This window comes from Kaustia mangrovi (assembly GCF_015482775.1).
In the GTDB taxonomy this organism is placed as follows: Bacteria; Pseudomonadota; Alphaproteobacteria; order Rhizobiales; family Im1; genus Kaustia; species Kaustia mangrovi.
In genome coordinates this window covers 4,527,763-4,542,614 of the sequence record NZ_CP058214.1, presented here as the reverse complement: position 1 = coordinate 4,542,614, position 14,852 = coordinate 4,527,763, and the positions used below count along the sequence as shown (strand labels likewise).

Annotated in this window: 18 protein-coding genes; 6 read left to right on the top strand and 12 right to left on the bottom strand. The window is 66.7% G+C overall.

Annotated features, from left to right (window positions below):
* Positions 1-10: 10 nt before the first annotated feature.
* The 10 genes from HW532_RS21470 to HW532_RS21425 form a co-directional block, all read right to left on the bottom strand.
* Positions 11-733, bottom strand: a complete 723-nt coding sequence (locus HW532_RS21470; protein WP_213162402.1) for a glutathione S-transferase family protein — start codon at positions 731-733, stop codon at positions 11-13.
* Positions 734-847: 114 nt separating this feature from the next.
* On the bottom strand, positions 848-1,483 hold the full coding sequence (locus HW532_RS21465) for a class I SAM-dependent methyltransferase (RefSeq protein ID WP_213162401.1): 636 nt from the start codon (positions 1,481-1,483) through the stop codon (positions 848-850).
* Between the two features lie 37 nt (positions 1,484-1,520).
* On the bottom strand, positions 1,521-2,762 hold the full coding sequence (locus tag HW532_RS21460) for a BtaA family protein (protein ID WP_213162400.1): 1,242 nt from the start codon (positions 2,760-2,762) through the stop codon (positions 1,521-1,523).
* A gap of 70 nt (positions 2,763-2,832) precedes the next feature.
* On the bottom strand, positions 2,833-3,762 hold the full coding sequence (locus HW532_RS21455; protein WP_213162399.1) for a DMT family transporter: 930 nt from the start codon (positions 3,760-3,762) through the stop codon (positions 2,833-2,835).
* Positions 3,763-3,939: 177 nt separating this feature from the next.
* Positions 3,940-4,197 (bottom strand): GFA family protein, encoded by a 258-nt coding sequence (locus HW532_RS21450; RefSeq protein WP_213162398.1) that lies wholly within the window; start codon positions 4,195-4,197, stop codon positions 3,940-3,942.
* Between the two features lie 25 nt (positions 4,198-4,222).
* Positions 4,223-4,633, bottom strand: a complete 411-nt coding sequence (locus tag HW532_RS21445) for a VOC family protein (protein ID WP_213162397.1) — start codon at positions 4,631-4,633, stop codon at positions 4,223-4,225.
* 93 nt (positions 4,634-4,726) lie between these two features.
* Positions 4,727-5,197 carry a Dps family protein gene (locus tag HW532_RS21440; RefSeq protein ID WP_213162396.1) on the bottom strand — a complete coding sequence of 157 codons (471 nt, stop codon included), beginning with the start codon at positions 5,195-5,197 and terminating at the stop codon, positions 4,727-4,729.
* Positions 5,198-5,382: 185 nt separating this feature from the next.
* Positions 5,383-5,868 (bottom strand): hypothetical protein, encoded by a 486-nt coding sequence (locus HW532_RS21435; protein WP_213162395.1) that lies wholly within the window; start codon positions 5,866-5,868, stop codon positions 5,383-5,385.
* A gap of 5 nt (positions 5,869-5,873) precedes the next feature.
* Positions 5,874-6,707 carry a DUF3100 domain-containing protein gene (locus tag HW532_RS21430; protein WP_213162394.1) on the bottom strand — a complete coding sequence of 278 codons (834 nt, stop codon included), beginning with the start codon at positions 6,705-6,707 and terminating at the stop codon, positions 5,874-5,876.
* Positions 6,708-6,907: 200 nt separating this feature from the next.
* The gene (locus HW532_RS21425) at positions 6,908-8,101 is read right to left on the bottom strand and encodes an aminotransferase class V-fold PLP-dependent enzyme (protein WP_213162393.1); all 1,194 of its coding nucleotides are present in this window, start codon (positions 8,099-8,101) and stop codon (positions 6,908-6,910) included.
* Between the two features lie 147 nt (positions 8,102-8,248).
* Between HW532_RS21425 and HW532_RS21420 the strand changes: the two genes are divergently transcribed.
* The 3 genes from HW532_RS21420 (at position 8,249) to HW532_RS21410 (ending at position 10,587) form a co-directional block, all read left to right on the top strand.
* Positions 8,249-8,848, top strand: a complete 600-nt coding sequence (locus HW532_RS21420) for a short chain dehydrogenase (protein ID WP_213162392.1) — start codon at positions 8,249-8,251, stop codon at positions 8,846-8,848.
* Positions 8,849-8,931: 83 nt separating this feature from the next.
* Entirely contained in the window at positions 8,932-10,221 is a 1,290-nt protein-coding gene (locus tag HW532_RS21415) for a nucleotide sugar dehydrogenase (protein WP_213164689.1), read from the top strand.
* A gap of 63 nt (positions 10,222-10,284) precedes the next feature.
* Entirely contained in the window at positions 10,285-10,587 is a 303-nt protein-coding gene (locus tag HW532_RS21410) for a DUF1330 domain-containing protein (protein ID WP_213162391.1), read from the top strand.
* Between the two features lie 22 nt (positions 10,588-10,609).
* Here HW532_RS21410 and HW532_RS21405 read toward each other — a convergent pair whose 3' ends face one another.
* Positions 10,610-11,620, bottom strand: coding sequence for a PAS domain-containing sensor histidine kinase (locus tag HW532_RS21405; protein ID WP_213162390.1), 1,011 nt, complete (start codon positions 11,618-11,620; stop codon positions 10,610-10,612).
* 181 nt (positions 11,621-11,801) lie between these two features.
* Here HW532_RS21405 and HW532_RS21400 point away from each other — a divergent pair, with 181 nt between their 5' ends.
* On the top strand, positions 11,802-12,836 hold the full coding sequence (locus HW532_RS21400; RefSeq protein WP_281397144.1) for an NAD-dependent epimerase: 1,035 nt from the start codon (positions 11,802-11,804) through the stop codon (positions 12,834-12,836).
* Between the two features lie 81 nt (positions 12,837-12,917).
* Positions 12,918-13,625, top strand: coding sequence for a glutathione S-transferase family protein (locus HW532_RS21395; RefSeq protein WP_246479345.1), 708 nt, complete (start codon positions 12,918-12,920; stop codon positions 13,623-13,625).
* A gap of 42 nt (positions 13,626-13,667) precedes the next feature.
* Here the strand turns inward: HW532_RS21395 and HW532_RS21390 are convergent, their stop codons facing one another.
* Positions 13,668-14,291, bottom strand: a complete 624-nt coding sequence (locus HW532_RS21390; protein ID WP_343068672.1) for a helix-turn-helix domain-containing protein — start codon at positions 14,289-14,291, stop codon at positions 13,668-13,670.
* Positions 14,292-14,519: 228 nt separating this feature from the next.
* On the opposite strand from HW532_RS21390, the gene HW532_RS21385 reads away from it, so the two are divergent.
* Positions 14,520-14,834 carry a 2Fe-2S iron-sulfur cluster-binding protein gene (locus HW532_RS21385; RefSeq protein ID WP_213162388.1) on the top strand — a complete coding sequence of 105 codons (315 nt, stop codon included), beginning with the start codon at positions 14,520-14,522 and terminating at the stop codon, positions 14,832-14,834.
* Positions 14,835-14,852: the final 18 nt, after the last annotated feature.

The following is a 14,852-nucleotide window of genomic DNA, read 5'->3' as shown; positions in this document are numbered from 1 at the left end:
GGCAAACGCCCTAGCTCTTCGACGGCTGGCCGCCGAACAGGATGGCGTGGGCCTCGTCGTCGGTCTTGAGGCGCGAGGGATCGCCCCTCTTCTCCTCGCCGACCTTCAGCGCACGTTCCACGGCGGGCCGGGCCACGATGCGGTCGAACCACCGGCGCAGATTGGGGAAGTCGTCCAGATCCTGCCCCTGGCGCTTGTAGGGCTTCACCCAGGGAAAGCTCGCCATGTCGGCGATGGAATAGTCGCCCGCCAGATAGTCCCTGTCGGCGAGGCGGCGATCCATGACGCCGTAAAGGCGCGCCACCTCGCGCGTATAGCGGTCGATGGCATAGGGGATCTGCTCGCGCGCATACTGGCGGAAATGATGGGCCTGTCCCGCCATGGGCCCGAGCCCGCCCATCTGCCAGAAGAGCCACTGGTCCACCTCGATCCGGGCGCGCGGATCGGCGGGGTAGAACCGTCCCGTCTTCTCGCCCAGATATCGCAGGATCGCCCCGGACTCGAACACCGAGACCGGCTCGCCGCCCGGCCCGTCCGGATCGACGATGGCCGGCATGCGGTTGTTCGGCGAAATCTCCAGGAAAGCGGGCTCGAACTGTTCGCCCTTGCCGATATCCACATAGCGGACCTCGTAGGGCAGCCCGCATTCCTCCAGCATGATGGTGATCTTCCAGCCATTCGGCGTCGGCCAGTAATAGAGCGCAACGGAGTCTTTCGGGCCTTGGGCGTCCATGGTCGATGTGTCCCGTTCAGTTTCAGGAATGGTCACTACGGAATTATCAGATTGATATGTGGCGCTCTGGCGCGCCGGCAAGGCCGACCCGCTCTGTCTTCCGCATGATGGAACTCAGGAGCGCTGTTCGGCGTCGCGAAGGATGGCGTAGTGGGTATAGCCACGCGCGAGGCGGTGGTAGTCGAGACGCAGGCCATGGCGCGCCGCGCGGTCGGCCAGCGCCTCCTCCAGGCCCGCCCGGGGCGTGACGTGGTTATAGGCGAGCCAGGCGAAGACGGCCCGGCCCGCGAGGACGGGAAGCCGCTCCTGCTGGCCGAAATCCACGATATGGAGCCGGCCTCCCGGGGCGAGCGCGGCAAGCCCGCGGTCGAGCGCGCCCTGCCAGTCGGGAATCATGGAGAGGGAATAGGAGAAGAAGACCCGGCCGAAACGCCCGTCGGGCCCGATCCGGTCGGCGCCGACGGCAGCGGCATCGCCCCTGACGAGCCGGACGCGGGACCCGACCCCGGCGGCGCGCACGGAGCGCTCCGCGCTCTTCAGCATCTCCGAGGAGATGTCGACCCCGGTGAAGTGCGCCCGGGGATAGCGCAGGGCCGCTGCCACGAGATTGCGACCCGTGCCGCAGCCGAGCTCCAGCACATGATCGCCGGGCGCCGGGGCGAGTTCGTCGATCAGCCTGTCGCGGCCGATGAGATAGTATTTCCGCGTCGCATCGTAGACATACCGCTGATAGCGGTAGATGCGATCCATCCGGCCAGCGACCGCGCCGCCGGAAAGCCCGGCCCCGTTATCCATCGAGCCTGTAGAGATGGACGCCTCCATAGATCGAGGCCCGGTCGCGGGCCGTGAGGGAACGGGAGCGCTCCTCCTCATAGGTCCAGCGCCCGAGGATGGCGTCGCTCACCCGTCCGGGCAGCAGGCTCGGCTCCGCGGCCGTGCGGAAGACGACGCGCGCCCCAGGCGCCGCCGTACGGGTGATCTGCGTCCACAGCGCGTCGAGCTGCTGGTCGGTCATCCAGTCCTGCGCGTCGAGCAGCACATAGCGGTCGACGCTGGCATCCGGCTGCTCGGCGAGGAAATCGGTATAGGAGGTGTTGAGCACGCGCACGCGCTCCACCCGGCCCGCGATCCGGCGAAAGTGCTCACGCCTGAGATAGGGCGGCAGCGGCCCGGAGGCATCCGGTGCATAGCCGCGCGCGAAGGCCTGCCAGGCGAAGTAGTTCTCCGACACCGGAAAGCCGCAGGCAAGCCGCTCCAACCGCTCGCGCAGTACCAGTGTCATGTCGCCGGCGCCGGCGGAGGCCAGCGCCTCGTATTGCTGGGGCGGAATGCCGAGCCCGAACAGCGCGACGCGCCGCCCCGTCGCCCAGCGCACCAGCCGCCGGTCGAACAGCGGCGCATAGAGCGTCTCGAACACGCTGCGCTGCTCGTCCAGCGAGCGCGCCTGAAGGATCAGCTTCGGGTCGATGCCATAAAGCCGCGCCGTGGCATGCGCCAGCCCGATGAACTTGCCGAGCAGCCCGTGGCGGTAGAGGTCGCGGGCGAACAGCGTGATGCGCCGGCGCCCGGTCACGGTGCGCGTTTCCCAGTAGGCGCGCGTCTCGCGATCGAGGCGGCCTTTGAGGAACCGGTCATAGACGGCGATGTTGGCGCGCTCGTCGGCCTCGCCGAAGAACCGGTAGAAGGTCTCGTAGGTGGGAAGCTGGCGGGCCGCGGCGAGCTTCAGCCGCGTGAGCGCGACATGGGCGCGGTTGAGGTCGACGGCGGTAACGCGCGCCGGATCGGCCGTGAGGTAGCTCAGCACATTGCAGCCGCCCGACGCGATGGTGACCACATGGTGGTCCGGACCGATCTCCAGGGCCTCCAGATCGATCTCCGGATCTTCCCAGATCTGTGGGTAGACGAGCCCCTTGAAGGCGAAGGTGAAGAGGCGTTCCAGAACGCCGTTGCCACTCGCCGCGCGATGGCGGTGTACCGCCGCCTTCAGCCTGTTGCGGGTCTCGCCCCGCCGGATCGTGGTGCCGGACACCGTGCCGTTCTCCCGCTTGAGGGGCCGATTCGGAGCCCGCCCCGTCTTCGGGAGACATCGCTACACAGCGTCAGTGACGGCTGCGTGACGGCGCGGGCGCACGCGCGGCCCCTGCCCGTTTCGGCTGGAAGGCGGTGCACAGATAGACGCCGACGAGGATGATCGCGAGGGCTGCGACCTGATAGGCATGAAGCGCCTCGCCGAGGAAGATGATGGCGAGCACCATGCCGTAGACCGGCATGAGCGGATAGAGAAAGCTCGCCATATTGGGGCCGAGCCCGCGGATCCCCTCGTTCCAGCAGAAGAAGGCCGCGATGGTCGGAACGATGCCGACATAGGCGATGGCCGCCCAGATGCGCCCGTCGTCGAGCGGCAGGTGGCGGCCGAAGAGCACCGCATCGCCCGTATAGAGCACCAACATGACGAGGAAGCCGATGCCGGAGATGACCGTCAGTGTCTCGAAGGCCGGCAGGCTCGGCGGCCAGCGCTTCAGGATCACCGAATAGAGCGCCCAGAGCGGCATGGCGCAGAGGATGAGGAGGTCGCCGAGCCCGAAATGCATGTCGAGGACGAAGGCCGGGTCCCCCCTCCCCACGATGACCAGTATGCCGACGAAGGAGATGAGGACGCCGACGATCTGCAGCCGCGTCATGGGTTCGCGCAGCATCAGCCAACTGATAATCAGCATGAAGAAGGAGAGCGTGGAGTTGATGACCACGGCATTGATCACCGTGGTGAAATTGAGCCCCAGATAGATCATGGTCTGGAACAGGCCGGCGCCCAGAAGGCCGAGCACGCCAAGCACCTTCCAGTTCTGTTTCACCACGGGCCATGCCCTGACGACCCGCGGCACGCCCCACGGCGCGATGACGAGGAAGGCCACCGTCCAGCGCGCGAAGTTCAGCCCGACCGGCGGCACGATCTCGTGCAGCCCGCGGCCGACGACCCAGTTGCTGGCCCAGAAGAGGGGCGCGAGCGCGAGAAAGATGTAGAAGCGCATGGGGCCCCGCGAGGGAGGGAGAAGGGTTGTCCCGGAAGCGGTGAGAAAAGGACCTGTGGCAAGGCCGTCAACGCAAGAACGCAAAGCCGCAACCAGCCCTTGTGATAAAGCGCCCGGATACGGCTTTCAAGTCCCCCGGTCGAGGGCCGCACCGATACGCGCATTCGCCTCCCCGCTCTACACCGATACCTGGCAAGAGGGGCAGCGATACCAGACCTGCCCCTTCGGGTGCGTCGGGGGCGTTGGAACGGGCTCCGGCAGGGTCCGGCCCAGAAGGGTCACCCGCTCGGTTTCGATCATCGCATTGAGACCGAAGGCGGATCCGCTCATGCGCTGGCAGAAGCGGCAGTGGCAGCAATGGACGACGATCGGCTCGTCCTCCAGGCGATAGCGAACCGAGCCGCAGGCGCGACCGCCGTCAAGAGTGCTTGCCATTTCCGCTTCCCTGCCGATTGGCGCCTCAATCAGCGATCTCGTCATAGCCCCGCCCGATGAACTCGATCAGGCACAGGCCGTGTCCGAAGGGATCGGAGATCATGGCAAGCCGTCCCCAGCTGCTGGTCTTGACCGGGGACTCGATGCGTGCACCGGCCGTTTCGGCGCGGGCGACGGCTGCTTCGATGTCGGGAACGACGATATCGAGATGGACCGGGGTCCAGTGGCGGTCATAGTCCCGCGTCTGGCCGGTCGTTGAGGTGGCCGCGCTGCCAGCCGGCTTGGAGAGGAGGTAGATGGGCGAGGAGGCGCCGATCAGCTCGATGACCTCGCCGCCGAAGCGGCGCCCGATGTCGAGCCCGAACGCATCGCAATAGAAAGCCGTGGCCCGGTCGAGATCGTCCACGTCGATATTCACGAGAAGTCCGACGGCCATGCTCGCCTCCTCCCTCGATATCCGGTTTCGGGAGGAGGGTCGCATCGCGGGGGTCCGGCGTAAAGCGCGCAATAGCCCCCAGGGTGGATGGCGCTATGCCTCGAGCAGGCTCTTCATCATCCAGATCTGCTTTTCGTGATAGCTCAACCGGTCCGTCAGGAGATCGGCGCTCGCCTCGTCGCCCGCCTCGTCGACGGTAGAGAAGGCCGCACGGATCGTGCGCACCGCCGTCTCGTTGTCGGCGACGAGTTCCTTCAGCATGTCCTTGGCGGCGGGGCGCGCATCGGTTTCCTTGATCTCGGCGGCGTTCTTGAAGCTCGCCGTGGTGCCGTCCACCGGCTGGCCGAGCGCCCGGATGCGCTCCGCCATCTCGTCCAGCGTGTTCCAGAGATCCTGATACTGGTCCTCGAACAGCTTGTGCAGGCTCACGAACTGCGGGCCGACCACGTTCCAGTGGAAATTGTGCGTCTTCAGATAGAGCACGAAGGTGTCCGAAAGCGCCTTGAACATCGCGTCGGCACAGGCCTTCTTCGCCTGATCGGTAAGCTCGATATTACCCGACATGGCTCTGGTGTCCTTTCTCAGATCGATTGGAAAACGGGCGTGTCGCATTGGTGGGGCTTCGGGCCTGCAGGCGACCCATGGAAGGCTACCCTAACAAGCCGCGATGCTGTTGCACTTGACCAAACGCAAAACGGGCGGCTCCGGTTCCAGAGCCGCCCGCCGGTCTCAACCGTTTTCTGCCGCGCTCAGATGCCCTGCCACTGGAGCATCAGGTCCGCGATAACCACGGAGCCGAGATAGGTGCCGAGCAGCACGAACAGCGCGACGATGAAGATGCGCCAGCCCGACGTCTTGGCGATATCGATCTCCTCGCGCGCGATGGCGAGACCCGCATAGGCCAGGCACGGCGTCGCGAGCACGAGGAAGTTGACGTTGGAGACCTGATCCACGACCCATTGCGAGCCGGGAACGCCGTTGAGCGTCGCGACGATGCCCACAAGCGAGATCCACGCCACACTCGGCAGGTAGAACGGCATCCACTTGGCAAGCATCAGCCCGACCATGACGATGGCGTAGAGCACGACGATGCCGACGAGGCCGGCCCCAACGGGAAGCCCCGCCCCGACCGTGTTGGCGACGAGGCAGAGGATGGACACGACCACCAGCACGACAGCGTGCTGGCCAAGGTCGATATGCGGGCGCCTGGAGGTCTCAGCGACTGCGGTCGACATGGGCGTCACTCCCCTTTCGCGTAGGTCGGGGCGCCGGCGGCGTCACCGGGCCGGCACAGGCCGTAGAGCTTCTCCACCACCGGCAGGGCGATGAAGAGTGCCGCATAGAGGCCGGTGGCATAGGTCAGAAGGTTGCTCGCGCCGGCGAGCGCGAGGATCTCGTCCTTCATCTCCGGCAGGGCGGAGGCAAGCGCGCCGGAGCAGGCCGCCATCATCGACCCGCTGCCGACGCCGCAGGCCATGGCGAGCGCGCGTGGATCGAACACCTCGAAGGAGGCGAAGAGCGAGGCCATGATGGCAAAGGCGAAGGTGCCGAACAGCGTGCCCACCACATAGACGCCCATGACGCCCGCGCCCTCGGGGCTCTTCAGGGAATAGCGGTCGGCGATGATGGCGATATTGGGCTCGCGCGCGATGGAGAAGGTCGCCCCGATCGCTTCCCGGCCCATGCGCAGCACCCAGACCGCAATCGGGAAGGCGATCACGATGGTGCCGAGATTGCCGAGCTCCTGAAGCAGGAGCGCCGGGCCCGCGGCGATGATCTTGTCCATGGCGGGCCCGATGGTCGTGCCGAACTTGGCGATGAACGGCATGATCGCGATGACGATGAGCGGGGTCGCCGCCTTCACCTCGCGCTCGCCGATCAGCTTGCGGGCCCCCTTCACCACATTCGGGTTGACCAGAAGCCCGAAGACGAAGGCGTAGAGCAGCGGCAGAAGAAGGATCGCGCCGATACCGATCGGGATCTTGCGAATGCCGATCAGCTCCGAAACGATAGTGATGACGAGCACGGCGAGATGCAGCCGCCAGAGCGTCGCCGTGTTCCGTAGTGCTTCCATATCATGCCTCCCCGGACCCTGGGCGCGCCCCGTCGCGCCGGCCCGTCATGATTTTGACGAATGCGGCAAGGTATCCGTATCGCTTGGCGTGCCATAGTCGAATTGCGGATCGTATGTGTTGCGTTCAAGGCAACACCATGTCCGAAGATCGAGACGCCCGGGCATGGAAAGGCGCCCGCCTCCCGCGCGACCGCCGCCGCTCACTGGCCAGCAATCTCCTCGAGCCTGTCGAGGACAGCCGCGATCTCGGCCTCGCTGTTGTAGTAGTGCGGCGAGACGCGCACCACCGGCGGCAGGGCCCGGGCGGTCGCGTCCAGGAGCGTGCTGGAGGGCGAGGACACGCTGACATTGATCCCTGCCCCGCGCATCGCCGCCTTGATGTCGCCGGCCGGCACGCGGTCATGGTCGAATGTGACGATGGCGGAGCGCTCATGGCCGAGATCGCGCACCGTGATGCTGGGTATCCGGGCGAGCCCGGCGCGCAACGTCTCCGCAAGGCGCCAGGCCCGGTCGCGAATGGTCTCCAGGCCGAGCGCCAGCGCATAATCCGCCGCCGTGCCAAGGCCGAGCGTCAGGGCGTAGGGCTTCTCCCAGCACTCGAAGCGGCGCGCGTCGGACCGCAGCTCATAGGCATCGGACGAGACCCATGGCGCGCCATAGTGATCGAGCATGGGCGGCTCGAGCCGGTCGAGCCAGCTCTTTCGCACATAGAGGAAGCCCGTGCCGCGCGGCCCCCGCAGGAACTTCCGGCCCGTGGCGCTCAGGAAATCGCATCCCAGCGCCTCCACATCCACCGGCATCTGGCCGACCGCCTGGCACGCGTCGAGGAGATAGGGCACCCCGTGGGCGCGCGCGATGCGGCCGATCTCGGCGGCCGGGTTCACGAGCCCGCCATTGGTCGGCAACCAGGTGACCGAGACGAGCTTCACGCGCCCGTCGATCATGCGCTCCAGCGCGCCCGTGTCGATGGCGCCCGTCTCGTCGTCGGGGATGGTCTCGATCACACAGCCCGTGCGCCGGCTCATCTGGAGATAAGCCACATAGTTGGCGGCATATTCGGCCCGCGCGGTCAGGATGCGGTCGCCCGCCCGGAAGTCGAGCGCATAGAAGGCGAGCTGCCAGGCCGCCGTCGCATGGGGCATGAGCGCGATCTCCGGCCGGGACGCGTTCACCAGCCGGGCGAGCGAATCGTAGACCGCCTCGATACGCGCACGCTCCGCGTCGGCCGCCTCGTATCCGCCGAGCCGCGCCTCCAGAGCGATATGGTCGCAGATGGCGCGCACCACAGGCTCCGGCGGCAAAGCCGCGCCGGCATTGTTGAGATGGATGAGCCCCGCCGTCGCGGGCGTGTCCGCGCGAATGCGGTCGAGATCGAAACCCGTCGTCTTGTCCATAAAGCCTGATAGCATCGCCGCGGCGATGCCGCCAGAGGAGACGGCGGTGCTGCCAAACCCATCGGGCGAGGTTTACAGTCCCAGGCTCCGATTACGACCAGGGCCGCTTTTCGCGCCCTCTCATGCAGCCAACCGAAGGAGGTCAGGATGAAGATCATTGTCGTCGGAGCCGAGGGCGATATCGGCAAAGCCGTTTGCGAGGAGCTGGGCGCACGCCACGACATCGTCACTGCAGGCAGGTCGAGCGGCGAGGTCCGGGTCGACATGGCGGACCGCACATCCGTCGAAGCCATGTATGCCAGAACCGGCCAAGTCGATGCGGTGGTTTCCACCGCCGGCAACGTTCATTTCGGCCCGCTCGCCGACTACACGCAGGACACCTTCATGCTCGGTCTCGAGAACAAGGTCATGGGGCAGGTCAATCTCGTTCTCGCGGGCCTGGGCACCGTGACCGAAGGGGGATCCTTCACGCTGACGAGCGGTGTTCTCGATCGCGATCCCATCAGAATGGGGACAGGCGCTGCAACCGCAAACGGTGCGCTCGGCGGTTTCGTTGTCGGTGCCGCCATCGAGATGCCGCGTGGATTGCGGGTCAATGTCGTGAGCCCGGGGCTCCTGGATGTGTCCGTGCCGCGATACGGTGCGTGGTTCCCCGGCCATGAACCGGTGTCTTCCGGAAAGGTCGGACGGGCCTATGCGAAAAGCGTCGAAGGCGCGATCACCGGACAGGTCATCATCGTCGAATAGCCCGTCTCCTCGGCAAACAGTTGCATTCCACATCTCACAAGGGCTTTGATGGCGCGTCCATGGGTCGGGCCAGTCGGAGGGGCATTTCGGTGGATCGAACGGTTTCAGTCATTGGGCTCGGCTATGTCGGGCTGCCAGTCGCGGTTTCCTTTGCAGGAGCGGGCTTTACGGTCATCGGCTTCGACAGCGATTCAAGCCGCGTCTCGGGCCTGTCGCGCGGCGAGGATCGCACGAACAGCGTCGATGCGGCGGCTCTCGCCTGTCCCGGCCTGAGGTTCACGGGCGAGGCGCGCGACATCGCCGCGGCCGATATCCACATCGTCACCGTGCCGACCCCCATCGACGCGGCCAATGTGCCCGACCTCTCCGCGCTCGAGCGGGCCTCCGCGACGGTCGGCGAGGTGCTCCGGCGCGGCGCGGTGGTGGTTTATGAATCGACGGTCTATCCCGGCGCGACGGAAGAGGTATGCGTGCCGATCCTCGAGGCGCGCTCGGGCCTGAAGCTCGGCACCGATTTCGCCGTCGCCTACTCGCCGGAACGCATCAACCCGGGCGACGAGGCCCACCCCTTCGAGGCCATCACCAAGGTGGTCGCGGCCAGCGACGGGGCCGCCCTCGACCGGGTGGCCGCCCTCTACGGCGCAGTGGTGAGGGCGGGCGTCCACAAGGCGCCGTCGATCAAGGTGGCGGAAGCCGCCAAGGTGATCGAGAACACCCAGCGCGACCTCAATATCGCGCTCGTCAACGAGCTCGCCGTGATCTTCGAGCGCCTCGGCGTCGACACGCACGACGTTCTGGAGGCGGCCGGCACGAAATGGAACTTCCTCAAGTTCACGCCCGGCCTCGTCGGCGGCCACTGCATCGGCGTCGACCCCTACTATCTCACCCACAAGGCGCAGATGACCGGCTATCAGGCGCAGATCGTGCTCGCCGGGCGCAAGCTCAACGAGGACATGCCGGGCTTCGTCGCACGCCAGCTCATCCGCGGCTGTGCCACCAACGCGATTGCCGTGCCGCCGCGCGTGACCGTTCTGGGCGTGACCTTCAAGCCGGATATCGCCGACATCCGCAACAGCAAGGTCGCCAATCTGGTCGCCGAGCTCGAGCAGTTCGGCTGTTCCGTCCAGATCCACGATCCGATGTGCGACCCGGACGAGCTGACCCGCGTCTACGGGCTGGAGCACACGCCGGAGGACAGGCTCCACGCCGCCGAGGCGGTCGTGCTCGCCGTGCCCCACAAGGCGTTCGGCGCCGATCCCTGGCCGCTGGTCGAGCGCTGCCTCGCCCCGTCCGGCCCCGTCTTCGTGGCCGACATTCACGCCCGGCTCGACCGCGCCGCGCGGCCCGGACGCTGCGTGCTGTGGCGGCTGTGATGGCGGGGACGGGCCGGCGCCGCCCGATCCGACGTTGTTTGAACTGACAGGGAGATACGAACCATGGCGAAGGGATACTGGATCGGACGGGTCACCGTTTCCGACGCGGAAGCCTACAAGGCCTATGTCGCCGCCAATGCCGAGGCGTTCTCGAAATACGGCGCGCGCTTCCTGGTGCGCGGCGGACGGTTCGAGGCGGTCGAGGGAACCTCGCGCGAGCGCAATGTGGTGATCGAGTTCCCCTCCTACGACGTCGCGGTGGAATGCTACTACTCGCCGGAATACCGCAAGGCCAAGGCGCTCCGGGAGGCGGCCTCCGTCGCCGATATCCTGATCATCGAGGGCTATGACGGCGAGCAGCCGTGAACCGGTGCGCGAAAACCGGCGCTCACCGCCCCGCGGCCTGCGCCAGCTCGCCCTCGGGAATGACGAGGCGGTAGACGAGCCCCTCCCCGGCGAAGCGGAGCGTGGCGTCGGCCCCGAGCGCCTGCGGCACGATGCGCTCGAGCATCACGCGGCCGAAGCCGTGCCCGTCCCCGGCCGGTTTCGGTGGCAGTCCGCCATGCTCCTGCCACAGGAGGACGAACCGCCGCGTCCCGTCCTTGCGCGCCGGCGTGAAGCGCCAGGAGACCGACACCGTGCCACCCGGCACCGAGAGCGCGCCGTGCCTGGCCGCGTTCGCGCCGAGCTCGTGAATGGCGAGCCCCAGATACTGCGCCGCATTGGGCTTCAGCGTGACGGGCCGCCCGCCCGTCCCGATCCGGTCTCCATAGGCCTCCAGATAGGGACCGAGCTGCGAGCGCACCATCGCGTCGAGCGAGGCGCCCTGCCAGTTCGTGGCGGTCAGAAGGTCCTGCGCATGGGCGAGCGCGCTCAGCCGGCCGCTGAAGCGCTGGCTGAACTGGGCGATGGAGCCGCTCGTCCGTGCCGTCTGATTGGCGATGCCCTGGATGACCGCGAGCAGGTTCTTGGAGCGGTGCGCGAGCTCGCGCATGAGAACGCTCATGCGCTGCTCCATCGTCATGCGGTCGGTGATGTCGATGGCAGTGCAGGTGATCCCCGTCACCCGTCCGTCCGCGCCGCGTGTGGGCTCGACGGCCAGGTCGAACCAGTGCTCGTGGCCGTCGGCCAGCGTCATGGCGACCGTGCAGTGCTGGCGCCGCCCGCGCGCGATGGCCTTGCGCTTGACCGGCACGACCGTCCGGGCGGTCTCCTCGGGCAGCACGTCCTCGTCGCTGCGGCCGATCAGCCGGTCGGTGCCGAAGCCCTCGGGCGGATTGTGGATCCAGAGATAGCACAGCCGCCGGTCCTGGGCGAAGATCGTGACCTTCGAGCCGACGAGCGCGGCCGCGATCTGGCCGAGCTCCGCCGGTGCCTTGTCCTGCCCGTCCTGCCCCATTCCCTCACCTTTCCGCCGGTGCCGGCAGCGATGCTCATTTGCGACACTCATTTGGGCAGACCTTGCGCGCCGGGGCAACAGCGCCGGGCGAGGCTCCGCCCGCCGCGGTTGACGGCCCCCGGCGGCTGGTTCACATAGACGGCAGTGACTTTCAGGCCATGTTTTCGCGCGGGAACCGTCCATGCCGACAAAACCGATCAAGGAGCGCACCGTCCTGGTTACCGGAACCGCGGGGTTCATCGGCAACCATCTGGCGCTCAGGCTTCTCCAGGATGGCGCGCGCGTCATCGGGCTCGACAATGTCAACGCCTATTACGATGTGCGCCTGAAGGAGGCGCGGCTCGAGCGGCTGAAGCCCTATGAGGGGTTCACCGAGGTCCGGGCCAGCCTGGAGGATGCGGAGGGCATGGCCGCGCTCTTCGACGAGCGCGAGCCCGATATCGTGATCCATCTCGCCGCCCAGGCGGGCGTGCGCTACAGCCTGGAGGCGCCGTTCGACTATGTGTCGAGCAATATCACGGGCTTCCTGTCGGTGCTGGAGGCCTGCCGCCATCGCCGCCCGGAGCATCTGATCTACGCCTCCACCTCCTCCGTCTACGGGCTCAACGGGCGCATGCCCTTCACCGTCCATGACGGCACGGCGCATCAGGTCTCGCTCTATGCCGCGACCAAGCGCGGCAACGAGGCGATGGCGCATTCCTACGCCCATCTCTTCGCCGTTCCGGTGACGGGCTTGCGCTTCTTCACCGTCTACGGCCCCTGGGGGCGGCCCGACATGGCGCTCTTCAAGTTCGCCCGCGCGATCCTCGCCGGCGAGCCCATCGAGATCTACAATCACGGCCGCATGAAGCGCGACTTCACCTATGTCGGGGATATCGTGGAGAACATCGTCCGGCTGATCGACCACGCCCCGGCACCGGATCCGGACTGGGACGCCATGGCGCCCGACCCCGCGACCAGCCCGACCGGGCCCTACCGGCTGTTCAATATCGGCAATGCGCAGCCTGAAAACCTGATGCGCTATGTGGAGGTTCTCGAGCAGGCTCTGGGCCGGGAGGCCGACAAGCGCTTCCTCGATATGCAGCCCGGCGACGTCGCGGAGACCTGGGCGGATGTGGAAGACCTCGTTGCCACCACCGGCCATCGCCCCGCGACCAGCATCGAGGACGGCGTCTCCGCCTTCGTGACATGGTACCGGGACTATTACGGGGTCTGACGACGGGGACCCCGCCGCGAGCCCTGTCAAGACAGTCCAGCGATTGGCGATTGTGCCGATCCGGATGTTCCCGTATTGTTCATGGCGCTGCCGACAACCGACTCGGAAGGAAACGCCATGCGGCTCTATTCGGGACCCCTGAGCCTGTTCTCCCGCAAGGTGGAGATCGCCCTTTACGAGAAGGGCCTCGATTTCGAGCGCGTCGAGGTCGCCTTCACGCAGTCGGAGGGATACCGGCCGAAAGCGCCGGAGGTCATTGCCGCCAATCCCAAGGGCCAGGTGCCGGTGCTGGTCGACGGAGATCTCACGCTCTTCGATTCGACGGTCATCCTCGAATATCTCGAGGAGGCCCATCCCGTGCCGCCGCTCTACCCGTCCGACCCGGCGGAGAAGGCGCGCTGCCGCCTCGTCGAGCTCGATGCCGACGAGATCCTCCTCGCCGATGTGCGCCGCATCATGTACCGCAACGAACCGCCGCCCGCCGACGCCGGGCTCCGCAAGACCCGCGAGGAGGACGGCCGGCGCGCCATGGCGGCGATCGGCGACCATTACCGGCGGCTCGAGAACCGGCTCGGCGGAAAAGACCATTTCTGCGGGACTTTCTCGGTCGCCGACATCGCCATGTTCACGACGATCCACTATGCGGTGCGGCTCAACGGGCCGGATCTCGACCGGTTCCCGGGGCTTGCCGCCTGGTATCGGCGCATGGGCGAACGCTCCGGCATCGCCCGGGTCGTCGAGGAGATCGCCGAGGCCGACCGCAGGCTGTCCTGGCCGCTCAGCGCCTGACCGTTCCGGCTTCTCCCGGCGTGAACAGGGCGGATATCCGCCTCAGCGCCGCTCGTCGAGCGCGGTGACCACCTTCAGGACGTCGACCATGGTCGCGGCGGCGTCCGTGTCGCCGATATTGGCGATTCTGTGCGGGCGGTCGCCGCGATAGCGGAGCGTCTCGCCCTCCTCCGCCACCTTCGTCTCGCCGTCGACCGTGATCTCCAGCGTGCCCTTGAGGATCGACAGGTGCTCCACGGAGCCGGGCTGGTGGGGTTCGGATTCCAGAACGCCGCCGGGCTTGGCCTCGAAATGGTACCACTGGAGGAATTCCACCATCTCCAGCGAGCCCAGTATGGTCAGCGTGCACAACCCGTCCTGGCTGGTGAGTACCGGCACGCCCGCGCGCTTCTGATGCTGCAGGAAATTCGGCCGGGAATCGACCTTCAACACCTCGTCGAGCGTGATGTCGAGCGCGCGCGACAGGCGCCAGACCGTGCCGATGGTCGGATTGGTCTCGTTGCGCTCGATCTGCGAGATGATCGACTTGGCCACGCCGGACTGCTCCGACAGTTCGCCCAGCGACAGATTGTAGGCCTTGCGCAGGCGCTGGATCGTCTTGCCCAGCGACGGCGTGAACTCGTTCTCGCTTTCGTGAGCCGGCCGCGACCGGCGACGGCTTGACATCATGCCGTTCCTTTTTTAGAACTCTTGTTCGTTATTACGAACGACCGGAATGGAGAGCGTAGGCCACATATCCCTCATTCGCGAGCGTACATCAAGCATAAATCGCGCCTCGCCCATGAGATCCCCGCCTCGTTTTCCGCTTCATACGGCCGTTTGACATAACGAACGACCCGGTTTCGCACCGCCTTGGACGACCGTTTAACGCCGCCTCTTCAGGAGTTTGGACCGATGGGCATCATCCGCGTCAAGGACCATTCGGGCAACACCCACGAACTGGAAGCCGTCGAGGGCTGGCGGGTGATGGAGATCATCCGCGAGCACGGCCTCGATATCGAGGGCCTGTGCGGCGGGGCATGCGAATGCGCGACCTGTCATGTCCACGTCTCGCCGGACTGGGCGGCACGCATCTCGCCGGCCACCGACGACGAGGAAGACAAGCTCGACGAGCTGCCGATCCTGTCGGACACATCGCGCCTGTCCTGCCAGATCATCTGGTCGGAAGCGCTCGACGGGCTCGAGCTCACGCTCGCCGAACAGGTTTGAGCGCCCAATCTCCGGGAG